Here is a 25,428-nt window from a genome sequence, read left to right on the forward strand (position 1 = left end):
AAGTCGGCGCCCCAGCTTCCCGCGAGGAACATCTTCTTCTCGTACATGATCCGGTTGATGCCGCTTCGCTTCTGAAGTTGATGCTCGGCATAATCTTCTTCGGTGTAGGCCATGGGCCCGAAGAGCACCGGAATGCCGCGCCCGTGAGCTCCCTCAATCAGCTGCCTGAGATGTTTCACGACATCATTATGCTCCACGGTGCCTTTCGTCATTTCCCAGGCCGCTCCACCTTCCGAAAGGAAGTCATTCACCGGGTCGATGATAAGGATTGCCGTCTTCGCGCGCGGGTAGCCGGGCGGCTCGTTCTTTGGCAGGTAAGTGCCACGGTGCTGGCGCTCCTCGCGCGTAAGGTCATTGCCGTTCATTTTCTTCTCCTTGTCCATTGTTGGGGCGGCCGCCGGTGACGGTCATTCGTTCTGCACTCTGGTGGCGCAGCCGCCCCGATGAGGGGGAGGCGGGGACTGAAAATGATCTTCTTAACCCGCCGTGGCGGTCGATGTTGCGTCCAGTGAGTTGGGCTTCGCGATCGCATGATAGGTCCAGCCGAGTATCAGCCCGAACATTGCATGCGCGAAGATACCGATCCCACCGCGCGCCATGGCGAACCACGGGAAGATCGCTGTCATCACGTAGAAGGCCACGAAGTAGACGACGAGGCCGAAGATCGTCCCGACTATCAGGGACGTCATCAGGCTCATGTGCCAATGGGAGATCGCCCAGCCCAAAATGGCAGCCAGGATGATGGACAAGGGAAAGTGGATCATCATCGCGACCATCATGATGCCCATGTCGAATGTCGCGGGGGGAGGGAGAACGCCCTTTCCCATGGCAATAGCTGCAATCATCCTGGGTGGTCCCCAAGGGCTTTGGCCACCGACCGTCCCCATCAAGACCATTTCAAGCATCATGAAAACCAATCCGGCAGCCAGCCCAGCGATTATCGCTGCTTTCCAGTTTAATGATTGTGCCATCAATTAGGCTCCTATTTTCGTAAGCCGAAGGGTACAGGGGGTGCGCGGAAGAGTGCTCGCGCAGTGAGCGCCGAGGCTCCATCGACCTCCTTTTACATATGTTAAAACGGCACCTTCCGTGCATCGTTCCATCTAACAGTGACCGATCATCCGTTAGTCGTGCCCTGTCATCCGAATTCAGGAACTTCGAAGTGTGGAGTTCGCTTCCCTGCTGGAAAGGGAGAGTGAATGCGATCGGAGACCCTCGAATAAGCTGCTATGCAGCTCGACGTCCGCCTGAACGCGATGGCACTTTGCGAGGTGGGGCGGGGCGACGCTTGCGGCTTCCCGCAATGGACAGCATTCTTGTCCACTACGTCCTGAGCGGCAGCGGGTTCTTAAGAACGAGCGATGGCAGCACGCGCCGGAGTGCCTCTCCCCGGCTCAGGCCGATTTGCTCTGACAACGCCCCAGATCGAGCGTAAGCTTGTGTAGCCTGAAGGCCCACCTCTCAGATTTGACGAGATCGTAAGGATGGGGTCCATTCAGCGCGTTCTTATACATTCCTCAGCGTACCACACCAATGTAGGAGGCATGGTGCCTGGCCTCCACCTGGACGCGCGCAAGATCACCGCTGCCGGCACTCGATGCCAGTGGTCAAATCGTTATAGGTGGCAAAGTCAATTCTCGGTGGTGCAGGCCCCCGCAACCAATGTCTGGAGCGCGGCTCCGTCGCGGGTGCGTGCTTTTAATGTCCCATTCATAACGCCCCGCTTTCATTCTGCCCCCGCCCTACATGCGGGAAGACTAGACTAGTTTGTGACAATAAAGGGCCGTAAACGGTCCATCACAGAGTTGTGCCAGCTTAACACGGCCGGTGTCAGTAACGGGTGTAGCGTGACCGTCAATAATGATCAAGGCGAGCAGCAGGAGATCGAACTGAAGCTCGAATTCGATCCTGCGCATGGCGCTTTGATCGAGGCCTATCTCTCCAGGCTCCAGCCGCAGCCCCTCACGCAGTCGCTGATCTCGACATATTACGACACCCCCGATTTTGCTCTCCGCGACGCCGGCATCGCTCTTCGGGTGCGACAGCAGCCTGACCGTTTCGTGCAAACCATTAAGGCGGGAGATGGCAGCGGCGCTCTGTTTGATCGCAGCGAGTGGGAGCTTGAGGTGCCGGGCCAGGGCATAGACCTCACTGCCGCCAGGAACACGGGCCTCCCGCCGTTCGCGGATGCGGACGTGGTCGGCGCGTTGCAGCCTTTGTTCCAAACACGAATCCAGCGCGTCCTCTATCGCGTCCGCAAAAATGGGTCCGACGTGGAGATGGCGCTCGATTGGGGCGAGATCGCCACAGCGAAGAGCCATTGTCCGATCGCCGAGCTGGAGATCGAACTCAAACAGGGCTCCAAGGCCGAGCTGTTTCATCTCGCCCGCACGCTTGCCGACGTCGTGCCGCTTCGCCTCGGCGTGCGCAGCAAGGCCGAACGCGGCTATGAGCTTATCGAGGGAACAAGCGCAGCGGAAAAAGCGCGTCCCGTCAGCGTTCCTGTGGGAGTGGACTCCGGCCAGGCTTTTCGCATCATCGCGCGCAACTGCTTGCGGCAGATCATCGCCAATGAGCCCGCGATGTGCGAGGGCCGCGCCGAGGCACTGCACCAAATGCGCATCGGGCTTCGCCGCCTGCGTGCCGCGATTTCGTTCTTTTCCGAGGTCGTCGCCGACGCCGAACAAGATCTCATCAAGGCTGAGCTGAAATGGATTACGAACGAGCTCGGTCTCGCGCGGGATCTCGACGTGCTGGAAGCCGAGATTTTTTTGCCGCTGCAAAAAGCAAATGCCAACGATGCGACGGTTGCAACCGCGCACCGCCACTTCGAAGCGCGGCGCGCCGAGGCCTATGCGACCGCAAGGGCCTCGATCCGGTCCGACCGCTTTCGTAAGGCCGTGCTGGATATCGTTGAATGGGTCGAGGTCGGGCTGTGGACGAAGAGCGAAGAAGGACGATCGCACGACAGTGAGATTGAACGCTTCGCCGCGGAACAGCTCCGCCGCTTGCGCAAAAACATCAAGCGCAAAGGGGCGCATCTGCGCGACCTGACGGTGGCGCAACGTCACAAGCTTCGGATTCGGTCGAAGCAATTGCGTTACGCGTTGGAATTTTTTGCCGAGACTTTTCCAGGTGAGAAGCAGGAAAGGCGTCACGCGGACATGCTGGATAATTTGAAGGCTCTCCAGGAGGCGCTCGGGAACCTTAACGATCTCGCGCGGTACGACGACTTGATTGCCAGCGCGGCGCAAGATGGCCTGGAGGAAAGTGTCACCCACGCCTTGGATTCGAAGGGTGCCGGCCGCAAGAAGCTTCTTGGCGAAGCCGAGGACGCCTACGAGCGGTTCATTACGGTGAAATCCTTCTGGAAGACGTAAGCTCTTGCAGCGGCTTGCGTGGAAAGCTTGACCGGTATCAAGGCTGGCCGGGCGGGGTCCTCTGCGTGCCCCTGGCCATGGCGGGGTATGTGACGCCGCTGATCGCTGCCGTGGTGATGTCGACCTCATCGATCATCGTAACGGTCAACGCCACGCGCCTTGCAGGCAAGGGGCGGTCATGACGGCGCTGGGCTCCTGCCTTCGGCCCTTGCGCTCGGCGCCTTGGCCTGGCGGCGTTTCTGTGGGCGTTGCACACGAAGCAATTCGACGGATCTTGAAGGGGCTTCTTATCGTGCCCTTGAAGACGAGCCACCGGAGCCTCCCGTGGCCGGGACAAGTCAGGCCAGCAAAGACGGCTAGCCGACCTTATCGGGAATGCCAGCCATCATGGTTTTGCGCAACTGGCTGAGCAGGAACGGCTTTTGTAGGATCTCATGGCTGCGATAGGCGTCCGCTACGCCGGAAGCGCCATAGCCGGTTGCAAAGATGAACGGTATCCCCCTTTTTTCGAGCATTTCCGCCACAGGATAAACCAGCTCGCCGGCCACGTTGAGGTCGAGCACCGCGGCATCGACGCGTTGCGCCGCGAGCATCTCGAGCGCCTGGCCCACTCTGCTTGCAGGCCCAATCACGACACAGCCAAGCTCGTAGAGCATGTCCTCGAGCTGAAGGGCGACCAGGGCTTCGTCCTCGACTACGAGGATGCGCAACCCTTTGAGTCGTAAGCTCTCGGGGGGTTGAAGGGCCGCCTGTCCGTCCGGCTCGATTGAAGGGGCGTTCCCCATGCTGCCCGTCCTTGTTCGCAATCGAATCAGTCTTAATCCCTGTTTTGAATCGGGACGCACCCGAATTGCACGTCATAAATCAGTGGTTGGGCGGCCTATTTGGGCGCGCTTGGTCTTCAAAGCAAGCGGTAGCAAAATTGGGGCCGAATCACGGCTCTAGGGGCGTTTAAGATTGCTCGGAGAAAGGTCCATGCTGCATAGCGATTAGGCATTCAGCGAGGGCAAGCACGGGGGACTGCGATGCTCGAACGGCGTGCGACATGCTCGTCGCGATGCAACGGCAAGCGACAAAAATGGCTAGGCCTCTGATAAATAATGAAAATTTGGTTTGTCAGTGTGCCCAATTTGACAGCATCGTGCGCTGAGTTTCGTGGCGGAAATGTCACAAGATGGCCGAAAACGCCCCTGAATGCCCCCTTAGCAATTTACCTTCCGAGCGGAACGCGTATAAGCAAATCAGAACTCTCTTCGGGAGGTTTCTGTCCAGACCAAGGCGGGGGTTCGCCGGACATGCCGAGAGGGCAATTCGAAGCGAGAGTTTGGTTTAGGCAATATTTATCAGGGAAGGTGGAGATGGAAATGTTTGGGGGACTGACAAAAACATCCAGCCGCATCGCCATCGCAGCCGCACTTGGCATGACGCTCGGCGGATACGCCATGAGCACTCCGGCCAAAGCTGCGGATCTCGGGGGCGACTGCTGCGCGGATCTCGAGGAGCGGGTGGCCGAGCTTGAGGCGACGACGGTCCGTAAGGGCAACAAGAAGGTGTCCGTCACGCTTTCTGGTTGGGTCGTGAAGGCGATCAACTTTTGGGACGACGGGAAGCGAACTGATACCTGGATAGGTGACAAGGACGCCGACCTGACCAGCCGCTTTGCAATTACGGGACAAGCTACGATCGCACCGGGCTGGACAGGTGGTTACAACATCACCGTCACCGCGCCGGGCAATTTCATCGACAACGCCAATCAGACCGGCGGCAACGTTTTTGGCATCGCCTCGAACCAGTTCGGTCAGGACTCTGGCCTCTTGTCAGGCATCAACACGCTGTACTCATACATGTTCATAAAAAGCGACAATTACGGCGCGATCAATTGGGGCTATCTGAGCCCGGCGTCGGACAACCCGGCGGTTCTCGCCGACCTTTCCGGCACTGTGATCGAGTCGAATGCGGTGCTCTTTGAATCACCTTCGTTCTTCTTGCGTCCCAATGGCGCTGGCGGCGGCGGCGGGGACTTTGCCAGCCTCAGCGGTTTTACCATCGGCAACTTCACCAATTGCAATAGCGGTATCGGTCCTATCGGTGTTGACTGCTACGGCGCTCCTCAGAGCGGTGTCCGGTACGACTCTCCGACCTTCGGCGGGTTCAGGTTCGAGGTCAGCTACACTGACTATCTCGGCAACCTGCTCACGTCCAAGGGTCCGGTATTGAATGGCTCAGCCGGCCTTGGGGCCTATGCAACCACCCCGGAAGCATATGACGCTGCCCTGTTCTACACCGGCGATTGGGGCAACTTTAAAGTCTCGGCGGCGTACTCGTATACGCACCTCAATGCGGCCGTCGGCTCTGCAGATATTAACGAGACCAACGAGATCCACCAGGTCGGTGCGACTGTCATGCATGTGCCCAGTGGTATCGGTCTTTACGGCATGTATCAGAACGACCGTGTCGAGGACGGGAGATTTGTGAACGCTGTGACGGGTTCAGTTCAGCGCACGCCCGAGTCCGACGCCTGGTACCTGAAGCCCTTCATCAAGAGGACCTGGAGCCCGATTGGTGCCACGGTTCTCTTCGGCGAGTACGCTCAGTATGAAGACCAGTTCGGCGGCCTCGCTGGAGCCAACGTTTGCGGTCTGGCAGGCCCACTCGCGGGAACGGCGTCGTGCGCGAGCGGTGCGACTGTGGCTGGCATGTTCGTCAACGACTCTGAAGTCGAACGCTGGGGCCTCGGTGTGATGCAGGAGATCGACTCCGCAGCGATGCACCTCTTCGCCCGCTGGCAGCACATGGATGTCGATGTGGACTTCACTGGCCTGAGCGCTGGTGGGACGCTGTCGAACGTCAACCAAGACTTCGACGACTTCGACCTCTTCCAGGTCGGTGGCATCATCTTTTTCTAAGCCATCTACCACACGCTCTTACGGAAGCCGCCCTTCGGGGCGGCTTCTTTTTTGCCAAATGCCTGTCCTTTCCGAGGGCAGGCATTTTTGCTGCGGGGGATGTCGCCGGCGCGGTTTCCAGGAGGGTTGTGCAAACACCGCTCCGAAGCTATCTCTGAGCCAAGGCGCGTAACTCGATGTTTGTCTCGCGCCGGAGTTCGATATGCAAAAGGCAACCTCAGGGGACGGACATCGGCGGGTCCCGGTTCTCGCCGTCAAGAACGTTTCCTATTGGTACGGCTCCAAGAAGGCCCTCAAAGATGTCAGTTTCGACGTCTATCCCGGCAGGGTCACGGCCCTGCTCGGGCCCAACGGCGCCGGCAAGACCACACTTTTTTCGCTGATCACGCGTCTCTTCGATGCATCCGAGGGCCGCATCGAAATCGTGGGACGCTCGCCTTCGGAATGGGGCAGCAAAGCGCTCGCTCCCCTCGGCGTCGTCTTCCAGCAGCCGACGCTCGATCTTGATCTCACGGTCAAACAGAATTTGCGCTATTTCGCTGCGCTCAGGGGCCTAGCCCGCAAGGACGCCGACGAGCGCATGCATCGTGCGCTAGCCGCTCTTGCCATGGGCGAACGTATCGAGGAGCGGGTGCGTTCACTAAATGGCGGGCATCGCCGGCGCGTGGAGATCGCGCGTGCGTTGCTGCACGGTCCGCAACTGCTGTTGCTCGACGAGCCTACGATTGGGCTCGACGTCCCGACCCGTACCGCCATCGTGCGGCATATCCATGAACTCGCGCGCGCGGATAATATCGGGGTGCTCTGGGCAACCCACCTGTTTGATGAGGTGAAGGATGATGACGATCTTCTGGTGCTGGATCGCGGGCGTATTGTTGCGAGCGGAGAGGCTCGCGACATCGTTGCGGAGACGGGCGCGCGGGATCTCGGCGGCGCATTCAGGCTCCTGATTGGCGGCGAGACGGAAGAGGACGTCGCGGCGTGAGTTTTATCCATCTTCTGCGCGCCTTCAGGGGCATCGTGTGGCGCGAAATGTTGCGTTTCTTGCAGCAGAGGGAGCGATTTTTTGCCGCCCTCGTCAGGCCAATGGTTTGGCTGATTATTTTCGCCGCGGGCTTTCGCGCCGCGCTCGGTATCTCGATCATCCCACCTTACGAGACTTACATAACCTACGACGTCTATATCACGCCGGGCTTGCTCGCGATGATCCAGCTTTTCAACGGAATGCAAAGCTCGCTATCGATGGTTTACGATCGCGAGATGGGATCGATGCGGGTGTTGCTGACGACGCCGCTGCCGCGCTGGTTCCTCCTCATTTCGCGCCTCTTTGCCGGGGTAATCGTCTCCCTGTTCCAGGTTTATACGTTCCTCATCGTCGCGCAGCTGCTAGGCGTCGCGCTGCCACCTTGGTACCCGCTCTGGACCGTGGCGGTTCCTTTCTGGCCGGGAGAGCTCGGCATCGTAATACCGCCGATCGAGTATCTCACTGTCCTTCCAGCGCTGATCCTGACGGGCATGATGTTCGGGGCGCTCGGCATGCTGTTGTCTTCAACCATCAAGCAGCTCGAAAACTTTGCCGGCATCATGAATTTCGTGATCTTCCCGATGTTTTTTGCATCGTCGGCGCTTTACCCGTTGTGGAAGATGCAAGAGGGCAGCATGTGGCTGTATTACATCTGCATCTACAATCCCTTCACTTGGGCCGTGGAGCTCATCCGCTTCGCGCTCTACCAGCAGATCAACTGGACCGCGCTTGCGGTCGTGGTCGGGTGCCTGGTGGTGTTCCTCGCGCTGTCCGTGTGGGCCTACGATCCGTCCCGCGGCATCCAGCAACGTAAGGCCGGAGCCGCCGCCGCGGCATAACCGTTGGGAGTGGGAGTCGCCCGGCGCGGCGTTGCGTCCGGTGCGGGATCAGGCGCTGATGAAATTTCCTGGATAGCGCTCCAACAAATCGGCGTGGATTGCTTCGATCGCCGCCGAATCGCGCTTGCCATGCGGCACCGGAATGGTCTCCACCGCAACGACCCGCGTTGGCCGTGGCGCGAGAAGGACCAGTTGATCGGCCAGCAGAAAGGCTTCGCGGGCGTTGTGCGTCACAAGAAGAGCGGTGGTCGGCCGCGCCGACCACACGTCGAGCAGCAGGCGCCTTAGGCGGTCGGCCGTGCGCTCGTCGAGTGATACAAACGGCTCATCCAGCAGAAGGAGATCGGGCCGTGTGGCAAAGGCGCGGGCCAGCGCCACTCGCCGCGCCATGCCGAGCGAAAGCTCTTGCGGATAACGCGGCAACATCTCGGCAATGCCGACAGATTGAGCGAGCTGTTGCAAATCTTCGGGTCCGAAGCCCGGAGCGGCCACGAGCTCAAGGTTTTGCCGCACGGTCCGCCAGGGCAAAAGCCGCGGCTCCTGGAACATCAAACCGATTCGGGTCTCGTCGGCAAATCCGACCTCGCCGGTGAAGTTGTCATCCAGGCCGGCAACAATGCGCAGCAACGTGGTCTTGCCGCAGCCTGATGGGCCCATGAGCACAGTCATGCTGTAGCGGGGGATGTCGAGCTCGAAGTCGCGGATCGCGAGGACAGATGTGCCGTCAGCCCCGAAATACGTCTTCTGTTCGACCCGGATCTTAAACCGGCTTGTTACGCCAGCGTGAGCTATGTCGTTCAATGGGTTGCACCAGGAGATATTCGATTGCCAGCATCACGGCGACAAAGGCGACCGTGTAGCCGAGGATCGCCGTCACGTTGAAAAGCTGAAAGTTGAGGTGGAGCTCGAAGCCGACGCCGTTCGGCCGGCCCAACAACTCCACAACGAGCACAATCTTCCAGATCAAGGAGATGCCGGAGCGGGATGCGGCTGCGAAGTAGGGCTGGAGCTGCGGCAGGGTTACGTTGCGGAGCTTGCTCATGGGCGACAGCCGATAGGCGCGCGCCATCTCGTTCAAGCCCGGGTCGAGCGCGCGGGCACCCTCCCGCAAGGTCACAACGACGTTCGGGATCTTATTGAGAGCAACGGCGCCAATCGCGGCGGCTTCGTTCAGGCCGAACCAGACGTAAGCCAGAATGATGATGACAAGCGCAGGGAGATTGAGAAACACGATTAGCCATGGATCCAGCACCCGGTTGAGAGCAACCGACTGGCCCATAGCCAGCCCGATCACGCTGCCGATAGCCATGGCCAGAACGAACGATGCCGCGACGCGCCAAAGCGTGATGCCGAGCTCCGCAAGCATGTCGCCATGCATGGTCTCGTCGACGATGAAACGGAGAACGGCTGCGGGCCCAGGCAAAAGCCGGCTCTGGGCTATCTCTGCGGCGATAAACCAAATGAGCAGAAAGCCCGCCACGGAGACGAGCGAAATCAACGGCCGGCGAAAATTACGCACAAGCGCGGAGGCCGGAGAGCGGGCGACCGATACGCTCAAGAGCCGCCTCCGTTCCAGAAGGTGCCCGGTGCGAGTTCGGTGCCGGGACCGACCAATCTCTCCCCGCCGAACTCGCGCAGGAATTGATACAGCACCTTGGCGTCGGCTTCATTCTGGGCGACGGATCGCTCCGGGATTCCCTCGCGGTAGCGGCGGCGCAAAGCCTCGAAGGTCGCATCATCGTCGACCTGCATCATCGGCTTCAGCCGTTGCCATTCCTCGTTGGAGGTGGCGAGCAGCTCATCGGCCTTTGCGGCCGCGCGTAGGAAGCCTGCTATCGCTTTCGGGTTTTGCTTCGCCCAGCTCTCGCTGAAGACATAGCCTACCATGGCGACCTCGCCCTTGGCGCCGAGTTCCCGCACCACGTCCTCGACGCCGATCAGCTCGGTAAAGCCCACCGCCTCCAGGCGCGCGGCGTATGGCCAAAAATTGAGAACGGCATCGAGAGCTCCCTGCTTGGCCCGCTCGGCGAGGAGGGGGGGAGCGCCGAATTCCTGTCTGGCCTCAGTCCTGAGGTCGATATTCGCTGTTCGGAGCGCGTAAGCCACGATCAGAAGCCAGCTCTTGTCGAGCGGTCCGCCGGCGACGCCGAGCTTCTTACCCTTGAGATCCCCTAACGTTTTAATGGGGGAGTCGGCGGGAACCATGATGGAACCCAAAGCTGTGGTGAAGGGCGAGAAGGTGAAATTGCCACCGCTGCTGCGCTCGCGCGAGACCCAGAGCCAATCCGTGGCGATGACGTCCGCGGAGCCGCCCTGCAAGCCCAGGGTGGTCGCCTGGGTGCTCGCAAGCGGCATTACGTCGAGCTCGATGCCCTCGGCCGTGTCGAGCCCATTCGCCTGGATGGTGTCCAGAATCCAGCTGACGGTGCCGAATTTGAGGACTCCAACCGTCACTTTTTGCGCGGCCTGAGCCTCCGGGGCGGAAATGGTCGTCAGCGCAAACAGCAGAAGAGCGTACAGACCTAATCGCAACGGGCATTCCTCCACGTTCTTATGCAGACTTTTCACAATTTTGGGCTGACCACACAGCGAGCTGCGGCAGCTCTGCTGCCGCCGGAGCGACAAACTCTGCCCTGGCTCGCCCTGGCGAGTCCCGGAAAAACTATGGCGCGTGAACCGCTTGAGTGGTGGGGCATAATCTAGCGATCCCGGGAAACTTCGCAAGGTTTGCTTGGCCGCCGCATGGCCCTGACCAACCGTCAAAACACTATCGCTCATATAGTCATCCGTGGGCTTTGAGGCGATAGCCGTGGCCGCGCACGGTTTCGAGCAGCGGCTGGCGGCCTTCGGTGTCGACCTTCCGGCGTAGCCGCGCAATGTAGACGTCAATGACGTTGGTTAAGGGGTCCTCGCTGTAGCCCCATACTTGGTTCAGGATGCGGGTGCGGGAGAACACCCTTCCGGGGGCGCTCATCAACAGCTCCAAAATCGCGAGTTCCTTCGCGGTGAGCTTAATGGCCTCGTCACCGCGTCTCACCTCCAGCAAGTCCTTGTCGAGGACGAGGTCCGCGACTTGCAGCACGTTGGAGCTCGGAGCGAAATGGTGCGATCGGCGAAAGAGCGCTTCCATCCGCGCAAGCAACTCATCGAAATCGAAGGGCTTGGTGAGGTAGTCGTCGGCGCCGACCTTCAGCCCTTTGATCTTGTCGTCGAGAGTATCCATCGCAGTCAGCATCAGGATGGGCGTGTGGTCGCCCTCCAGCCGGAGCCGGTTGCAAACATCGTAGCCGTGCATGTCCGGGAGCATGAGATCGAGCACGATGACGTCGAACTCGCCGGTCTTTGCGAGATCGATGCCGGCGCTGCCGGTTGCGGCGACGGTGACGCCATGGTTCTCCGCCCGCAGCCCGCGATCGATAAAGTCTGCGACGCGCGGCTCGTCCTCGATCAGAAGGACGTTCATGTCCGGGCCTCCGCGGGGGCAACCGGCAGCGAGATCGTCGCGGTCGTCCCCTTGCCAAGATGGCTTGCCATCTCAATCCTTCCTTTGTGAGCTTCGACGATCGCCTTAGCCACGGGTAGCCCCAGCCCCAAGCCTTCTTCGTTCAACTGCATGGCATTGCCGCCCCTGCGGAAGCGTTCGAAAATACCCTCGAGTTCTTCGGGAGCGATGCCGATGCCATCATCGGAAACGCGGACGGTAACGACGTCGGCACCGTTCTCGATCGCGAGCTTCACCGTGCCCCTCATCTTGGAATAGCGCACGGCGTTATCCAAGAGCACCATGAAGAGCTGCCGCAGCCGTACCGGATCGCCGCGCACGAAGGTGGATTCACTTCCGTCTTGCAGTTTGATGTCGACCTGCTTGTCATGGGCGATCACCCGCGCGTCGCCGCAGACCTTGTCCAACAGGGCGCCGAGGTCGATGGATTGTAGATTGAGACGCGCCGCGCCGGCGCCTTGGCGGGCGATGAAAAGAAGGTCATTTACGAGCACTGACAGGTGCTTAGCTTGCTCCACGATGCGTTCGATGGAACGCTTGTAGTCCGCCACAGGTTTTTTCTTACCGCGCAATGTGATCTCCCCCTCCCCGCGGATCACAGTCAGAGGGGTGCGTAGCTCGTGGCTGATGTCGGCGAAAAAGCCACGTCTGGTTTCGTCGATCTTGCGCAAAGATTCGTTGGCCCGGCGGAGCTCCTCGGTCCGCTCCTCCACCAAGGTCTCGAGATTGGCATGAGCGTCCTGCAATGCCTGGCGATGAACCTGGAGGTCGCCCGCCATGCGGTTGAAGCTGCGGCCGAGATCGGCGAACTCGTCGCGGCCGGAGATGGCGATGCGGTGAGATAGGTCGCCTTCGGTGAGCTTGGCGGTGCCGCGCAGAAGCTCGGCGAGAGGCGCGCGCAGCCCCTGCAACAGCAAGAGGGCAAGCCCGAGCGTGGCAACCACCGCAAGCACGGCGTGGACTTGGCTCACGTTCTCCAGCCGCCCCAGCAGCCGGGCGGCGTCGGCATCGATCCTGATAACTTCGGCGGTTTCGTCGGCAACGGCGACTTCGATCAGTTCGTTGAGCTTCCGATCAATGCCGCCTTTGAGGAGATCGATCAACCGCTCCCAGGCCGCGTCGGGTCGGCCGCGGCTGCGGAGCTGCTCGACCTCGCCGAGTTGATCAAGGGTGTGCTGGAACTCTTGCCGGATCGCCCCCAGGCGATCGAGCTCGGCGGAGGCGTCCTTGCGCTCCTGGGGCGGAACGAGGGCAAGCTCTCTTTCGGTAAGGTCCTGCAACGCAGCCAAGTCGGATTCGATGACCTTGTTCAGGTAGGCGGCGCCGAGCGGACGGTCGCTCATCCCGGTCAGCAGCGTGTCGGTCCAGGCCTTGAACAGCTGCTGGCTGTGCCGGGAAAGCTGCAGTTGGCGCTCCAGCTGCTCGTGGGAGAGGCGCGAACGGTTGAGATAATCATGCGACTGGGTCGAGCCCCAGTAAGCCAGCCCCGCCGCCGAGAGAGACAAGGCAAGCAGAAGTCCCGCAGTGATGAGGAGCTTGGTGCGATAGCGCATTAAGGAGCCTGTGGGACGAAGCCAGTCACGCGGTCAATCTGCCGGCACCCGGGCGAGTGCTTCGGTTGCGGATAGCTATACTCCATTTTGATTTTGCCTGTCTTAGAGGCGGGGCTTCCAGGGCCGGAAAGGGCGTCTCAACAGGCGTGTTATGTATGTTGCCTGATATTCCCGGGAATGGTGCCAGCTCTTCCAAGTTAGGTTTGGACATTTGCCATGTTGCGGATAAATGAAGGTAAAAGAGGTGGGGGGGCGCTTTTGCGACTGGTTCAGGGTACTGCACGCTCTGTTCACATGGGCCTTTGGGCGGCCGCGGTCGGCACCGCGATGCTGGCGCTCGCCGGAGCCCCCGATCAGGCCGCGGCGAATTCGAAATTCCCGAGGTCGATGCCGAGAAGGGCGCCTTCGAGGCCGAATATCGCGGCGCAACACCCAACCTGGAACAGCCCGCCGGCGAGTCGCTGGAGTTTGCGTCGCTTGGCGTCGAAACGCCTAGACCCAGCGTGCCCCCGCGGCGCGGGATGAGCACGAACTCTATCTCTCATCCGCGCACGAGGACGGCGAGGGCGACGGCGAAGCAAAACCCAACTCCGAGCAGGGCCGGGAGTGGAGCCTGGGCGTCGGGGTGCTGTTCGGGCTGACCGATGCGACCGCCGATACCGCGCTGCGCGTGACCTTCGCGGTGGAGTATTAGGATGGCATCGCTCTTATCGACAGCAGCTTCCCGAGCGTCAGCGGCATCGCTGATTTTGGCGGCGTCCGCCGGGCTGGCTATGGCAGAATTCGAAATTCAGGAATCGACGATCGATCCTGGCGAGATCCAGCTGCAATATCGCGGCGCATGGCATTCAGGCTTACCGAAGGGAAGCAGCATCGAACAGGTGCTCCCCGATGACGAAGAAGCGCCCTTGCGCCAGGGCCATGAGTTCGAGGTGCAAGTGAGCCTTACCGGTCACTGGCTGGTGGCCGTAACGCATGGCTTTGACCAACCCGACGGCGACGATTTCCGACTGAGCGCCATCGAAGCCGAGACACAGTTCGAGTTCATTACGCGCGAGGGAGACGGGCTTGGGTTCGCCATCCAAGGCGGCACCGAACAGCCCGTGTTCGACGCGCGGGACGAACAAGGCTCCCGAAATACATATCGGTCCGATTGTCGAACTGGCCGAGAAGAAGGCAGTGCTGACGCTCACCCATTATTTTTCAAAGAGCTGGGCAACCTTTCCGAGCAGGAGGGCATCGGCTTCGAATATGGATGGCAGGCGAGATACGAGGCAACGGAGCGTCTGTCGCTCGCTTTGGAAATGTTCGGCGAGATCGAGGACATGGCCAATGCGGGCTCGTTCAACGAGCAACTGCACAGCATCGGCCCTGCGTTCTACTATACGTTTGGCAAGGACGACGAAGGTGGGAACGGCAATGGCGAGCCGCCGACACCCGAGCTCACCGTCAGTCTCGGCGGCCAGTTCGGGCTTACCGGTGCAAACTCAGACTTCGCTTTGAAAGTCTTTGTCGGATACGAGTTCACGCCCCGCCTGTTACGCTGACAGGAGTAGCGGGATGCAGCTCAGCGGACCGTAAACTTGAACGGGACCGAGATCTCGAGTCGATCGCGGTTGAGGCCCTTGGGAATCGGCGGGAAGGGCGCCGATTTTTCGATCGAGGCGATCGCTGCATCGTCGAGAACCTTGGAGCCCGAGCTCTTGGTGATCTTGTGCGCGGCAATCCCGCCATTGGCGTCGACGGTGAATTGCACCACCGCAGTGCCGATGAGTTCGGTACGAAGATTCACTTTATGTTTCTCGAGATGAGTACGCAGCGTTCCCAGATAGGCCGTGTGCGTCGTGGTATCGCCGCCCTTCTTCTGGACGCCTGAGCTCTCGCGCTGCGCTGCGACACTCTCTTGCTGCAAGGTGGCGACCTGCTGCGGCAGGGGCTGCTTGACGACCTCCGGCTGCGGCTCCTTCACCTCCTCGCGCACGGGCTCCTCGAGCTCCTCCGGCTCGGGCTCCTCGATCTCCTCCGGCGCCTTGACATCCAACTGATCGGGACCCGACTCAGAGGCGACGACCTGGCGTTCCTCGATCGGTTTGACTTCTTCGGGTTCTTCAACCGGGAGCTTTTCCTGCTCCACCGGTTGCTTAACCTCCTCGGGGAGGGGTTGCGCCATGGCCATCTGCACCGGAGGCGCCTGCACCTCTTCGATCGCGACCTGATCCTCGCCGAGCTTGGCGAAGCCCTCAAGCATCATGCCCTGCTCGACGACCATGATGTCCTCGCCCGCGCCCTGCTCGAGCGCGGTGCCTCCGGCTGGCGCAAGCATGAAGGCGGCGAAGGCGAAGTGAGCGCCAAGCGAGAACAGCCAAGTCAGGAGACGGAGCAACATGACAACCTGCGGGGGGCTAGTGAGCTCCCCCGTTCGCCTTGGGTTGCGATAGCAGGGAAACGCGCGCGTAACCACTCTGGCCCACTCGGCCGAGGATGTCCATGACCTCTCCATAGGCGCGCTTCTTGTCGGCGCGGACATAGACCACGGCGTCGCCTTCGGCCGAGCGCAGCGCCTGGAGGCGTGGGATCAGCGTATCTTGGCTGATTTGCTCATCGCGGATGTAGAGCGACCCGTCGCCGCCAAGCGACACGATCACCGGCTTCTTCGGCTGGCTGATGCGAGCCGCCGAGGTGTTTGGCAGCTCGACCGGAACGCCGGTCACGAGCAGCGGCGCGGTGATCATGAAGATGATGAGCAGCACGAGCATCACGTCGACCATGGGCGTGATGTTGATCTCGGAGATCGGCCGGTATTCGGCCTCCTCGCCCGGAGTTCCACGATTGCCGAGTGACATTGCCATCAGGAGTGCTTCCCTGCGCGCAGCGGCTCGACGGTGGCCCCGCGGGGACGCCGCGGCTCCGCGCGCTCCGGGCGGCCCTCGCCCATTACGACGTCGCGGGCGATCTCCACGACCGAGCTGTTGCCGCGCGCATAGGCGCGCCCGAGCGCTACGGCGATCTGATTGTAGGCCATGACGGCCGGAATGGCCGCAGCCAGGCCGAGCGCCGTCGCGATCAAAGCCTCGGCGATGCCGGGCGCCACGACGGCCAGGCTCGTGTCTTTCTGCTGCGCGATTGCGGTGAAGCTGTTCACGATGCCCCAGACGGTTCCGAACAAGCCGATGAACGGCGCGGCGGAGCCGATCGTGGCGAGAAAAGGCAGTCCGACCTCAATGCGCTGCACTGCGATTTGAGCGCCGCTCGCATGGCCGTTTCAACGCGATAACGCTTTTCGGTGGGCGTGTCCTCTTGGCTGATATCGGCCTCGCGCTCGCCGGCCTGCATAACGGCGCGCACTAGACCGCGCTCGGAATGGCTGTCTCTCGCATTGGCCAAGCGGCGAATGGAGCGGTTTAGCCACCAGATCCTGACGATCTTCTCGAAAATGATTGCCCAGCACGCCACCGAGGCCACGACGAGAATGATTATCACGCCCTTGACCACTGGGTCGGCCTGCATAACGAGGCCCCAGACTGAGTAGTCGGGCGCCGCTGCGATGGCGATCTCCTGCTCCACGGGATCGAATCCTTTACTTCGTCAGTTGCACATTGGTGAGAGTGGATGCAGTGATGTTCTGCAGGCAATCGTCGAGCGGACCCGCCTCGGCTTTGCATTCCATCACGTCGTTGATCAAGAAACTGCCGACCTCATCGCAAGCGATCCCTTCGAGGTCGAAGAGCTTGACCGTGCGCTTGTTGGCCTTCAGCGGCGCGAGCTCGACGGCAAACCGGCGGCCGATCACCCCATCGGGGCGGAAGAGCACGAGGTCGAGTTTCAACGCCGAAAAATCAGTGCTGCGCTTGTTCTGGATCACCAGGTAGGCACGGCATTGCTTGTCCTGAGGCTCGAGCTTGTTGAGTTCGATGGCGATCGAATTTTCCTGGGCCCAGGCGGCGCCGAAACCGAGCAGCGCCGTGCTAACCCAAAGATGACGGTCACAGGGACGGCATTCGAGAGCATGGCTGGACCCCTTAAAAATTATCAAGGTGAGTGCGCTTCCAGTAAAGCTGAACCAGGCTACGCGCAATTGCCCAAGGAATGGGTGCTCGCGAGCCAAGCTGGAGATCTCGTTCAGAATGTTCCTTACCATTACACAGGACGGCCCTCAGCTTGGCGTCATTCCCCCGCGGCCGTTCTCTTGGGCTTCAAATGCCGCCGGCCGCCCATATCGGGAAAATCGGGCAAATTTTTTGCCGAGATTGCTTCAGGCTCTTTTGCTAATCTAGCCACCATCAAGAATCGAGCTCGGCAAGGCTCAATTTGGGGCGGGGGTTTGCGATACCACCTGAACGTACTGCGCTTTGCGCAACGCTTGGCGCTGACGGTTGCGGCCTCTGGTCTGGCAGCCTTCGGGCTGACATTCGTCACCACCGATACGGCCGTGGCGGAATTCGAGATCCAGGAATCGGGGGTCGAGAAGGGCGAGGTCGAGCTCGAATATCGCGGCGCCGTGCATTGGGGCTTCCCCAGGCGCGAGCGTGAGAGCGCCGAGGAGGGCGAGGGGGGCGGCGCCCTGGACGAGGAAGAGGAGGGCGAGTTCCTCCGGCAAAGCCACGATATCGAACTCCAGTGGAGCGTTACGGACCGCTGGATGCTGTCAACCGCTCTTAGCGCCGATGAACCGCTCGACGAGGACTTCGATGTGAGCTCCGTCGAGTTCGAGCCGCAATATGAGCTGGTCGAGCGGGATGGCAATGGCTTCGGCCTTGCATTTCTTGGGGCCTACGGGTTTGCGACGCGCGGTGGCGAGGCCGATGAAATCGAGTTCGGACCCATTGTCGAGCTGGCAAGCGGCAGGGCGTTACTGACGACCAATACATTCTTCACGAGCCAAGTCGGCGAGCACAGGGAGACCGACGGACTCGGCTTCGAATATGGCTGGCGGGCCCAATACGGCGTCGCCAAGAAATGGGGCATTGGCGTCGAGATGTTCGGCGAGATCGAGGATCTCTCCAATGCCGGGTCGTTCAACGACCAGCAACACAGCATCGGCCCTACCCTGTTCTTTAATCCCGGCGGCGACGATGACGACGACGACAACGGCAATGGAAATGGAAATGTCAACGACAAAGTCGCCGGCCCAGCAAAAGCGGAGTTCTCCATGAATGTCGGCGTTCAATTCGGCCTGACCGACCTCACCTCCGACACGGCATTGAAATTTCAGGGTGGACTCGAGTTCTAGAAACACGCCCTGACCGACTTGAGTTCGAGATGGCGGCCTTCGCGAAGGACGGCGGCCGCTTCTTTTTGGCTTGACGAGGCGGGGCCTCAGCCGCATTTCATCTTCATCATGCTGATCAAGGTGCTCGGTTCGGCGGCGGGCGGCGGCCTACCGCAGTGGAATTGCAATGGCCGCAACTCGGCCGACGCGCGCAAAGGCGGGGGCGGGATCGTGCCTCGCACGCAAGCCTCGGTCGCGGTCAGCGCCGACGGCAAACAATGGGTGCTGCTCAACGCCGCGCCTGATCTGCGTCAGCAAATCAATGCCACGCCTGAGCTCCATCCGACGCCCGATGGCGGTCCGCGCAACAGCCCGATCAAGGCGGTGGTGCTGACCAATGGCGACGTCGACGCCATTGCCGGGCTGTTGTGCCTGCGCGAAGGTCAGCCGCTCACCGTTTATGGCACGGCCCGCGTGCTGGACGTGCTGGCGTCCAACAGCGTGTTCGACGTGCTCAATCCTCGGCTGGTCAGGCGCGAGGCTATGACCTATGGGGAGCCATTTGCGGTCGAGGGTCCGTCAGGTGCGGTGGGGATCGATATCGAGGCCTTCTCGGTGCTGGGCAAGGTCCCGCTTTATCTCGAAGACCAACAGGCAGGGGCCGATCTCGGCACGCAGGAAGGCGATACCACCGGACTGAAAGTGACCGACACGGCGAGCGGTCGGCACTTCTTCTATGTGCCTGGCTGCGCCAAGGTCGACGAGGCGCTGCGTGCTCGGCTTAAGGGCGCGCCGCTGCTGTTCTTTGACGGCACGCTCTACACCAATGACGAGATGATCGCCCAGGGACTGCTCAACAAGACCGGCGAGCGCATGGGCCACATGAATATGTCCGGAGAGGGAGGCAGCATCGCGTCGCTTGCCCCTCTCGACATCGCCCGGAAAATCTTCATCCACGTCAACAACTCCAATCCCGCCCTGCGCGAGGACTCGCCGGAGCGAGCCGCCGTGGAGCAAGCCGGCTGGGAAGTCGGCTATGACGGGATGGACGTGCGGACCTAGCCCGCGCGGTTTGGACGCAACTCGCCGAAGGCCACGATGTTGTCGTTGCGTGGCTCCGCTGCAGCCTTTTCCGCGGCCTTCATCCAATAAGCATCGATGCGCTTGGCAAAGGAGCGCGCTCCCTCCACAAAGAGCGTTTCGCCATGGGCGCGCGCTTCGCGCCGCAGCGCTTTGTGACGCTTACGACAGCGCTTCAGGAAAGCGGCCGTGTCCTCCGGGCTTCCAAACATCATGGTCGGAGTGGAGATGAGGCGGACCAAAAGGGCGATGTCGTGGTCGTCACCCAGGATTTGCGACAACGCACGGGCGCCTTCGGCTCTAGAGGTGAGATCCACCGGCTGGCATGGGGTTAGAAGCTGCATCTGGCGCCAATGATGCTGAACGCCTTTGCGCCATTCGTGGAGATCTTCGGCGCTCTCCGTTAAAAGCGCATGACCGGACGAGGCGCGTGATGCGCGATAACAACGCTTTAGCCCCTTCGCGAGGGGACTGAAATCGTTGGGGTAGACGCAAAGCGAGGCGAAGGCCGGCCGCAATGCGCGCAGGCCGCGCAGAGCGTCGGACGCTGCGCTCCGCTCGAGATTTTGCTCCGCGACGTGGCGACGCTTCTGCAGCCAGCCACGCAGGGATTGAATGGGGGTCGCGGTGTTTTCGCCGGACTGATCGTCCTTCTCCAATTTGTCGATGGCGTCGATCAGCGCCTGGGCATCGCGCGCGGGCGCGAGGCTTCGCGCGATGCGCGTCACCTCATCGTTGAGATGGGCGAAGATCGGTTCAGGCAGGCCGGGACGCGCCAGCACTAAAAGAGAACGCAGTCGTTTCAAGCACTTGCGAGTGCTGTGAACGCCGCTGTGGCGATCGGGAGGGGTGGACAGCGCCGTTTGGGCGATATCGAGCTGACCGAGGGCGACGCGGCGCAGCGCCTCGCTCGGCGATATGGCTGAATCGAGGATATAGCTCATCAGACCCCCCGCTCCTCCGGGGATGATCCTCGGCCAGAGGGCCGTGGGTCAAGTCCCATTCTGTCGCGTCAGGGCGGAGGCTTGCCTGTGGATAAGTTGCGCCAGGGGGCCGTCGCTTCGAGCCAGTTTTGCGTTTGCTGCTCAGGATCTTGGTTTGTCACAATGTCAGTGACGACGGCCGCGCAATCGGCGCCCGCTGCAAGCGCATCTGGAACCCTTTCGAGCGTGATGCCGCCGATCGCAACAAGCGGACAACGGACGAGTGCGCGCCACTCCGCCAAGCGGTCGAGCCCTTGCGGCGCCCACGGCATCTCTTTCAGCTTCGTTGGATAGATCGGTCCGAGCGCGACATAGTCGGGAGCGGCGGCAAGAGCGGTCTCGAGCTCCTTGGGACTATGAGTGCTGATGCCAATCCTGATCCCGGCCGCCTTGATCATTCCGAGATCGGCGGTCCGAAGATCGTCCTGGCCGAGATGCACGAAGTCGGCGCCAGCGGTAATTGCCTCGCGCCAATAATCGTTGACCACAAGCTGGCAGCGATGGTCGGCGCAGAGCTGCATCGCGCGCGCGATCTCGGCGCCGACGGCGCCGGCGTCCACATTCTTGAGGCGGAGCTGCACGAGCTTAATGCCTTCGCCGAGCAGCCGGGCGAGCCATGCCGTGTCGGGGACAATCGGATAGAAGGGGTCTAGTCTGAGCACGATCAGGTCTTGGCGAAGAATGGCCGTCAGGACGCGTGATCGATCTTGAAGAAGGGCGTGCCTGCGACCGGGGTTGACGGCGATGCCATGTCTTGCGGCTCCAGCAGTCCAGCCTCGAAAGCAAGGCGGCCGGCTAGCACAGCTTTTGCGAAGGCGTCCGCCATCTTGACGGGATCGCCGGCTTTAGCGACGGCGGTGTTGAGGAGCACGGCATCATAGCCAAGCTCCATGGCCTCGGCCGCGTGGGAGGGCGTGCCGATACCTGCGTCAACGATGAGCGGCACGCCGGGGAAGTGGGCACGGAGGATTTTCAGCGCCGTCTTGTTAATGAGCCCACGAGCAGAGCCGATGGGCGCGGCCCATGGCATCAGAACCGAACAGCCCGCCGCGATCAGCCGCTCGGCGGCACTGAGATCTTCGGTGGTGTAGGGAAGGACCTCGAAACCTTCTGCCGCGAGGATCGCTGCCGCCTCGACGAGACCGAACAGGTCGGGCTGGAGCGTATCGTCATTGGCGATGACCTCGAGCTTGATCCAAGACGTGCCGAACAGTTCGCGCGCCATATGCGCCGTGGCGACGGCCTCTTTCACCGTGCGGCAGCCGGCAGTGTTGGGGAGCACGCGCCGACCCAGCCGCTCGATCAGCTCCCAAAAGCCTTGCCCCGCCCGAGCGCGCGCGGACTCACGCCGCAGCGACACCGTGACGATCTCGGCACCGGACGCCTCGACCGCACGGCGCAAGACGTCAGGGGAAGGATATTGCGCCGTCCCGAGCAGGAGCCGGGAGGAGAAGCGGGCGCCATAAAGCTCTAGCATCAGCCGCCCTGCCTCGGCGCAACGATTTCGATTTCATCGGCCTGCACCAGTCGCGTCGCGGGCCGCTGCCCAGCGGCCACGAACGTTCCATTCACCGCTGTTGCGATCTTGGCGTCCGCATAGCCCAGTCTCGCGCAGAGCTCATCGAGGGTGCGCGCGTCGGTGGCAAGCGGCTCACCATTGACCCTGATCTGCACCGAAAACCTCCGCGTTCTGTTCGCCCGTGTCGATGAAGCGGGCGACAAGTTCTGCAAGCACGGGCGCCAGCAGAAAGCCGTGGCGATAGAGCCCGTTCACATAGATATAGCCGTTGGCGTTGATAATCCTAGGGCGGTTGTCGGGAAAGGCGGGACGCGCGCCGGCGCCGGACATGAGGATCTCGGCCTCTCCAAAGGCGGGGTCGAGCGCATAGGCTGCGGTGAGTAGCTCAAGCGCCGAGCGTAGGCTGATGGGCCCCGTTTCTTGGCTTTCGATCACGGTCGCGCCGATCATGTAGAGACCGTCGCCCCAGGGCACCACGTAGAGGGGAAACCGTGGATGGAGCAGCCGGACGGGGCGGCTGATCCCGACTTCCTTGGAGCGGATCACGATGCGCTCGCCGCGCACCCCGCGCAGTGACGGGAGGACGTCCTGCGCCGCAAGACCACGGCAATCAACGACGATATCGGCGCCCTGCGGTGTATCGGCAGCGCCGAGACGGAGCGTTGCGCCGGCCGCGAGTGCCTCGTCGAGCAGGAAGCGCAGCGCGGGTTCGGGCGCTACATGCGCCTCGTCCGGGTAGTACAGCGCGCCACTTACGCGTTTGGCGAGGTCAGGCTCGATCGCGGCGAGGGCGGCACCGTCAAGCTGCTGATAACCGCTCGTCATGCGCGCAAAACGGTCGAGCAGAACGCGATCTCGTGACTGAGTCACCACTAGGCTGCCATTGGCAATCGTGCCGGGATAAATTTCACGCCAAAGCGCGATCCCGCGCATTCCGAGCTCGCGGATTACGGCTTCGGCGCTTTCCTCCTCGCAGCGCGGCGCGAGCATCGCGCCTGCATGAAGGCTGCAGGCTTCGCTGAACGGCTCCGCCGCGCGCTCATAAATCGTGACGGCATTGCCACTTCGGGCAAGCAGCAACGCTTGCCAAAGGCCGACGACGCCTGCCCCGCGTATCGCGATCGATTTTTGGACGGTGGCCATTGCGCGAGGTCGGGCCTTCTAATCTCCGAGCGCGACGCCGTCGCGGCGCGGGTCGGCGCCCCCCTCCAGTCCGTCCGGCGTCACTGAGATGATGTGCAGGCCGCTCGAAAGCGGAACGCGCTCGACCTTGTGTCCAAGCGCTTGCATGCCCTTCGCCAGCGGATCGAGTGCGGGCCCGGGTTCAAGCAAGAAGCTGTTGCCCGGTGCGCCAAAATTCGCAAGTGCGGCCGCCTCGGCGGGATTCAACTTCCAATCGGTGAGGGCGAGAAGCGCCTTCAAGTTAAAGAGTGCGATCGCGCCGCCGCCGGGCGAACCCAGTACATGACGCAACTCGCGGCCTTCGGCAAAGACGATGGTGGGGTCCATTGTGCTGCGCGGGCGCTTATTACCCTCAACACGATTTGCGACGGGACGTCCCTCCGCATCTACCGGTTCGAATGAAAAGTCGGTGAGCTGGTTGTTGAGCAGAAACCCGCGCACCATGAGGCGCGCCCCGAAGGCCTGTTCAATGCTCGTGGTCATGGAGAAGGCGTTGCCGGCGTCATCGACGATGGAAATCTGGCTTGTGCCCACGCTCTCCTGCGTGGCGTCGTTTCCGAATGAGCCCTCGCGAGTGTTCGGCGGCGTGCCGGCAACCACATTTTGGAGCGCACGATCGGGATTAATCAGGGCGCGGCGCTCGGCGAGATAATTTGTATCGAGAAGCCCTGCCAGCGGCACGCTGATAAAGTCACTGTCGGCAAGGTATCGGGCGCGGTCAGCGTAAGCGAGACGCTCCGCCTCGGCGATGAGATGCGTGGGCTCGACCTGTAGCGGTGTATTGCCGAGGTCGAATGGTGCTGCGATGCCCAGCGTTTGCGCTCCGGCGACGCCACCCGACGACGGGGGACCCATGCCGCAGACCTCGTAGCCGCGATAGGGCGTGCAAAGGGGGTTACGTTCCTTGGCGCGATACGCGGCAATGTCGGAGGCGGCGAGCTTGCCCGCGCCGCGTGGATCTTGGGCGACCGCTGCGGCGATGTCCTTCGCGATTTCGCTCTCGTAGAAAGCCTTCGGTCCTTCCTGCGCGATGAGACTCAGGGTCTCGGCGAGCTTAGGATTGCGGAGCTTGTAACCGGTGGGCCACGCCTTGCCATCTTTGTCGAAAAGATAGGCGCGGGCCGCGGGGGAGAAGCTTTTCGGGCCGATGTCGGCGAGTTGGGTCGCAAGGCGCGGCGGGACGGGAAAGCCGTCGCGCGCGAGCGCGATGGCGGGCTCGAACAAATCGGGCCAGGGCAATTTGCCGAATTTCTGATGCGCGAGCGCGAGACTTGCGAGCGCGCCGGGCACGCCGACAGAGCGGCCGCTGGCCATTACGTCGGCGCGTGGGAGCGGCTTGCCAGCGGGGCCGAGGAACAAGTCAGGCGTGGCTGCGGCGGGCGCCGTCTCGCGGCCGTCGATGCTGGTCAGGCTTTTGACGCTCGCGTCCCAGTAGAGGATGAAAGCGCCGCCGCCGATGCCTGAGGATTGCGGCTCGACGAGGTTGAGGACCATTTGCGTGGCGATGCCGGCGTCGACGGCGCTGCCGCCCTTGCGCAAGATCGTAAGGCCGGCTTCCGCCGCCAGCGGATGCGCCGCGACCACCATATGCCGCTTCGCTTTGACGAGAGGCTTTGGCGTGAAGCCGCTCGCGCCCTCAGGCTGCTCGAAGGCGTGAGCCCGTCCGGTAAACTCGCTCGTGTGGAGTGTGGCGAGCAGCGCGAGAAGTGGGGTAAAAATGGCGAGTGAGCGGTTCATGCCGGGAGCATAGCCGGTTTGGGCTGACAGGGGCCACAGCTGCACGGGCTCGAATTACAATCAGGATGAAGTCGCGGTGCATCTAATGGAAATCGCGTGACTTCGGGATGATGCGCTCCGTCCGCGGGTGGCGCCTTGGGTGCCAGCGTGGATGACGCCTTTTCCGTCCGCCTTCGCGCGGGTCCTCACCGCCCGGATGCTTGACCTCGTCGGCGCGGGCGACGGGAGGATTGAGCGCGGCGGGGTCGTCTTGGCGCTGCCGCCAGGACGCTGGATCGGGGCGGCGCACCTCGTCGGCATTGGCGATGGGGATGGTGACTGTCTCGGCGTCCTCGGTGAGGAGGCGGAGCCAGTCGCTGCGGTCCTCCAGACGATCGGCGACGACATGGATGATGTCCTCGTGGCGCTGGAGGCGGCCATGCACCACGATCAGCCGCGCGCCCATGACCACCACGCGCTCCCGCTCCAGCACCTTGGGCCAGATCACCGTGTTGGCGACGCCTGTCTCATCCTC

Annotated in this window: 23 protein-coding genes and 3 pseudogenes; 7 read left to right on the forward strand and 19 right to left on the reverse strand. The window is 61.8% G+C overall.

Going from position 1 to position 25,428, the window contains the following annotated elements; genetic code table 11:
* Both ACR2J1_RS00595 and ACR2J1_RS00600 read right to left on the reverse strand, forming a co-directional pair.
* Positions 1 to 383, reverse strand: a pseudogene (locus ACR2J1_RS00595) (hypothetical protein); the annotation flags it as partial.
* A gap of 93 nt (positions 384 to 476) precedes the next feature.
* Complete coding sequence (locus ACR2J1_RS00600; protein WP_434017399.1) at positions 477 to 971, reverse strand: hypothetical protein; 495 nt, start codon at positions 969 to 971, stop codon at positions 477 to 479.
* Between the two features lie 876 nt (positions 972 to 1,847).
* On the opposite strand from ACR2J1_RS00600, the gene ACR2J1_RS00605 reads away from it, so the two are divergent.
* Entirely contained in the window at positions 1,848 to 3,380 is a 1,533-nt protein-coding gene (locus tag ACR2J1_RS00605) for a CHAD domain-containing protein (protein WP_434017400.1), read from the forward strand.
* A gap of 356 nt (positions 3,381 to 3,736) precedes the next feature.
* Here ACR2J1_RS00605 and ACR2J1_RS00610 read toward each other — a convergent pair whose 3' ends face one another.
* Positions 3,737 to 4,165 carry a response regulator gene (locus ACR2J1_RS00610; RefSeq protein WP_434017401.1) on the reverse strand — a complete coding sequence of 143 codons (429 nt, stop codon included), beginning with the start codon at positions 4,163 to 4,165 and terminating at the stop codon, positions 3,737 to 3,739.
* A 573-nt stretch (positions 4,166 to 4,738) separates the two neighbouring features.
* On the opposite strand from ACR2J1_RS00610, the gene ACR2J1_RS00615 reads away from it, so the two are divergent.
* The 3 genes from ACR2J1_RS00615 (at position 4,739) to ACR2J1_RS00625 (ending at position 8,149) form a co-directional block, all read left to right on the forward strand.
* A complete protein-coding gene (locus ACR2J1_RS00615; RefSeq protein ID WP_434017402.1) occupies positions 4,739 to 6,286 on the forward strand; it encodes a porin in 1,548 nt (515 codons plus the stop codon).
* Positions 6,287 to 6,488: 202 nt separating this feature from the next.
* Entirely contained in the window at positions 6,489 to 7,271 is a 783-nt protein-coding gene (locus tag ACR2J1_RS00620) for an ATP-binding cassette domain-containing protein (RefSeq protein ID WP_434017403.1), read from the forward strand.
* Positions 7,223 to 8,149, forward strand: a complete 927-nt coding sequence (locus ACR2J1_RS00625) for an ABC transporter permease (protein ID WP_434017421.1) — start codon at positions 7,223 to 7,225, stop codon at positions 8,147 to 8,149. Before ACR2J1_RS00620 ends, ACR2J1_RS00625 begins: the two co-directional genes overlap by 49 nt.
* A gap of 48 nt (positions 8,150 to 8,197) precedes the next feature.
* Here ACR2J1_RS00625 and ACR2J1_RS00630 read toward each other — a convergent pair whose 3' ends face one another.
* The 5 genes from ACR2J1_RS00630 to ACR2J1_RS00650 form a co-directional block, all read right to left on the reverse strand.
* Positions 8,198 to 8,950, reverse strand: a complete 753-nt coding sequence (locus tag ACR2J1_RS00630; protein WP_434017404.1) for an ABC transporter ATP-binding protein — start codon at positions 8,948 to 8,950, stop codon at positions 8,198 to 8,200.
* Positions 8,910 to 9,707: an ABC transporter permease gene (locus ACR2J1_RS00635; protein WP_434017405.1), complete on the reverse strand. Its 798-nt coding sequence runs from the start codon at positions 9,705 to 9,707 to the stop codon at positions 8,910 to 8,912. Before ACR2J1_RS00635 ends, ACR2J1_RS00630 begins: the two co-directional genes overlap by 41 nt.
* Positions 9,704 to 10,681 (reverse strand): ABC transporter substrate-binding protein, encoded by a 978-nt coding sequence (locus ACR2J1_RS00640; RefSeq protein WP_434017406.1) that lies wholly within the window; start codon positions 10,679 to 10,681, stop codon positions 9,704 to 9,706. The genes ACR2J1_RS00635 and ACR2J1_RS00640 overlap by 4 nt, the downstream gene beginning before the upstream one ends.
* A 250-nt stretch (positions 10,682 to 10,931) precedes the next feature.
* Positions 10,932 to 11,612 carry a response regulator transcription factor gene (locus ACR2J1_RS00645; protein ID WP_434017407.1) on the reverse strand — a complete coding sequence of 227 codons (681 nt, stop codon included), beginning with the start codon at positions 11,610 to 11,612 and terminating at the stop codon, positions 10,932 to 10,934.
* Positions 11,609 to 13,204 carry a sensor histidine kinase gene (locus tag ACR2J1_RS00650; RefSeq protein ID WP_434017408.1) on the reverse strand — a complete coding sequence of 532 codons (1,596 nt, stop codon included), beginning with the start codon at positions 13,202 to 13,204 and terminating at the stop codon, positions 11,609 to 11,611. The genes ACR2J1_RS00645 and ACR2J1_RS00650 overlap by 4 nt, the downstream gene beginning before the upstream one ends.
* A gap of 695 nt (positions 13,205 to 13,899) precedes the next feature.
* On the opposite strand from ACR2J1_RS00650, the gene ACR2J1_RS00655 reads away from it, so the two are divergent.
* Positions 13,900 to 14,751: a hypothetical protein gene (locus tag ACR2J1_RS00655; RefSeq protein WP_434017409.1), complete on the forward strand. Its 852-nt coding sequence runs from the start codon at positions 13,900 to 13,902 to the stop codon at positions 14,749 to 14,751.
* A gap of 20 nt (positions 14,752 to 14,771) precedes the next feature.
* Here the strand turns inward: ACR2J1_RS00655 and ACR2J1_RS00660 are convergent, their stop codons facing one another.
* The 4 genes and pseudogenes from ACR2J1_RS00660 to ACR2J1_RS00675 form a co-directional block, all read right to left on the reverse strand.
* The gene (locus ACR2J1_RS00660; RefSeq protein ID WP_434017410.1) at positions 14,772 to 15,590 is read right to left on the reverse strand and encodes a TonB family protein; all 819 of its coding nucleotides are present in this window, start codon (positions 15,588 to 15,590) and stop codon (positions 14,772 to 14,774) included.
* Positions 15,591 to 15,606: 16 nt separating this feature from the next.
* Positions 15,607 to 16,053, reverse strand: a complete 447-nt coding sequence (locus ACR2J1_RS00665) for an ExbD/TolR family protein (protein ID WP_434017411.1) — start codon at positions 16,051 to 16,053, stop codon at positions 15,607 to 15,609.
* Positions 16,053 to 16,711: pseudogene (locus tag ACR2J1_RS00670) on the reverse strand (MotA/TolQ/ExbB proton channel family protein). Before ACR2J1_RS00670 ends, ACR2J1_RS00665 begins: the two are co-directional and overlap by 1 nt.
* A gap of 70 nt (positions 16,712 to 16,781) precedes the next feature.
* The gene (locus ACR2J1_RS00675) at positions 16,782 to 17,309 is read right to left on the reverse strand and encodes a hypothetical protein (protein ID WP_434017412.1); all 528 of its coding nucleotides are present in this window, start codon (positions 17,307 to 17,309) and stop codon (positions 16,782 to 16,784) included.
* A 216-nt stretch (positions 17,310 to 17,525) separates the two neighbouring features.
* On the opposite strand from ACR2J1_RS00675, the gene ACR2J1_RS00680 reads away from it, so the two are divergent.
* Both ACR2J1_RS00680 and pqqB read left to right on the forward strand, forming a co-directional pair.
* Positions 17,526 to 18,434: a hypothetical protein gene (locus tag ACR2J1_RS00680; protein ID WP_434017413.1), complete on the forward strand. Its 909-nt coding sequence runs from the start codon at positions 17,526 to 17,528 to the stop codon at positions 18,432 to 18,434.
* Positions 18,435 to 18,542: 108 nt separating this feature from the next.
* The gene (pqqB, locus tag ACR2J1_RS00685) at positions 18,543 to 19,475 is read left to right on the forward strand and encodes a pyrroloquinoline quinone biosynthesis protein PqqB (RefSeq protein ID WP_434017414.1); all 933 of its coding nucleotides are present in this window, start codon (positions 18,543 to 18,545) and stop codon (positions 19,473 to 19,475) included.
* On the opposite strand, the gene ACR2J1_RS00690 is transcribed toward pqqB, so the two are convergent.
* The 7 genes and pseudogenes from ACR2J1_RS00690 to ACR2J1_RS00720 all read right to left on the reverse strand — a co-directional run.
* Positions 19,472 to 20,437 (reverse strand): CHAD domain-containing protein, encoded by a 966-nt coding sequence (locus ACR2J1_RS00690; RefSeq protein WP_434017415.1) that lies wholly within the window; start codon positions 20,435 to 20,437, stop codon positions 19,472 to 19,474. The genes pqqB and ACR2J1_RS00690 overlap by 4 nt on opposite strands.
* A 68-nt stretch (positions 20,438 to 20,505) precedes the next feature.
* The gene (locus tag ACR2J1_RS00695) at positions 20,506 to 21,138 is read right to left on the reverse strand and encodes a thiamine phosphate synthase (RefSeq protein ID WP_434017416.1); all 633 of its coding nucleotides are present in this window, start codon (positions 21,136 to 21,138) and stop codon (positions 20,506 to 20,508) included.
* A gap of 26 nt (positions 21,139 to 21,164) precedes the next feature.
* The gene (locus ACR2J1_RS00700; protein WP_434017417.1) at positions 21,165 to 21,953 is read right to left on the reverse strand and encodes a thiazole synthase; all 789 of its coding nucleotides are present in this window, start codon (positions 21,951 to 21,953) and stop codon (positions 21,165 to 21,167) included.
* Positions 21,953 to 22,150 carry a sulfur carrier protein ThiS gene (thiS, locus tag ACR2J1_RS00705; RefSeq protein WP_434017418.1) on the reverse strand — a complete coding sequence of 66 codons (198 nt, stop codon included), beginning with the start codon at positions 22,148 to 22,150 and terminating at the stop codon, positions 21,953 to 21,955. The genes ACR2J1_RS00700 and thiS overlap by 1 nt, the downstream gene beginning before the upstream one ends.
* Positions 22,128 to 23,138, reverse strand: a complete 1,011-nt coding sequence (locus ACR2J1_RS00710; RefSeq protein WP_434017419.1) for an FAD-dependent oxidoreductase — start codon at positions 23,136 to 23,138, stop codon at positions 22,128 to 22,130. The genes thiS and ACR2J1_RS00710 overlap by 23 nt, the downstream gene beginning before the upstream one ends.
* 18 nt (positions 23,139 to 23,156) lie before the next feature.
* Positions 23,157 to 24,914 carry a gamma-glutamyltransferase gene (gene ggt / locus ACR2J1_RS00715; RefSeq protein ID WP_434017420.1) on the reverse strand — a complete coding sequence of 586 codons (1,758 nt, stop codon included), beginning with the start codon at positions 24,912 to 24,914 and terminating at the stop codon, positions 23,157 to 23,159.
* An 82-nt stretch (positions 24,915 to 24,996) separates the two neighbouring features.
* Positions 24,997 to 25,428 (reverse strand): annotated as a pseudogene (locus ACR2J1_RS00720) (hypothetical protein); the annotation flags it as partial.

Source organism: Methyloceanibacter sp. (genome assembly GCF_050999895.1).
Classification (GTDB): domain Bacteria; phylum Pseudomonadota; class Alphaproteobacteria; order Rhizobiales; family Methyloligellaceae; genus Methyloceanibacter.

Excerpts from the sequence above, each read along its gene's own strand:
- ACR2J1_RS00710 (WP_434017419.1), bottom strand. The coding sequence starts at position 23,138 with ATGGCCACCGTCCAAAAATCGATCGCGATACGCGGGGCAGGCGTCGTC.
- pqqB (WP_434017414.1), top strand. The coding sequence starts at position 18,543 with ATGCTGATCAAGGTGCTCGGTTCGGCGGCGGGCGGCGGCCTACCGCAG.
- ACR2J1_RS00700 (WP_434017417.1), bottom strand. The coding sequence starts at position 21,953 with ATGCTAGAGCTTTATGGCGCCCGCTTCTCCTCCCGGCTCCTGCTCGGG.
- ACR2J1_RS00655 (WP_434017409.1), top strand. The coding sequence starts at position 13,900 with ATGGCATCGCTCTTATCGACAGCAGCTTCCCGAGCGTCAGCGGCATCG.
- ACR2J1_RS00620 (WP_434017403.1), top strand. The coding sequence starts at position 6,489 with ATGCAAAAGGCAACCTCAGGGGACGGACATCGGCGGGTCCCGGTTCTC.
- ACR2J1_RS00600 (WP_434017399.1), bottom strand. The coding sequence starts at position 971 with ATGGCACAATCATTAAACTGGAAAGCAGCGATAATCGCTGGGCTGGCT.
- ACR2J1_RS00645 (WP_434017407.1), bottom strand. The coding sequence starts at position 11,612 with ATGAACGTCCTTCTGATCGAGGACGAGCCGCGCGTCGCAGACTTTATC.
- ACR2J1_RS00615 (WP_434017402.1), top strand. The coding sequence starts at position 4,739 with ATGGAAATGTTTGGGGGACTGACAAAAACATCCAGCCGCATCGCCATC.
- ACR2J1_RS00650 (WP_434017408.1), bottom strand. The coding sequence starts at position 13,204 with ATGCGCTATCGCACCAAGCTCCTCATCACTGCGGGACTTCTGCTTGCC.
- ACR2J1_RS00665 (WP_434017411.1), bottom strand. The coding sequence starts at position 16,053 with ATGGCAATGTCACTCGGCAATCGTGGAACTCCGGGCGAGGAGGCCGAA.
- ACR2J1_RS00660 (WP_434017410.1), bottom strand. The coding sequence starts at position 15,590 with ATGTTGCTCCGTCTCCTGACTTGGCTGTTCTCGCTTGGCGCTCACTTC.
- ggt (WP_434017420.1), bottom strand. The coding sequence starts at position 24,914 with ATGAACCGCTCACTCGCCATTTTTACCCCACTTCTCGCGCTGCTCGCC.
- ACR2J1_RS00610 (WP_434017401.1), bottom strand. The coding sequence starts at position 4,165 with ATGGGGAACGCCCCTTCAATCGAGCCGGACGGACAGGCGGCCCTTCAA.
- ACR2J1_RS00690 (WP_434017415.1), bottom strand. The coding sequence starts at position 20,437 with ATGAGCTATATCCTCGATTCAGCCATATCGCCGAGCGAGGCGCTGCGC.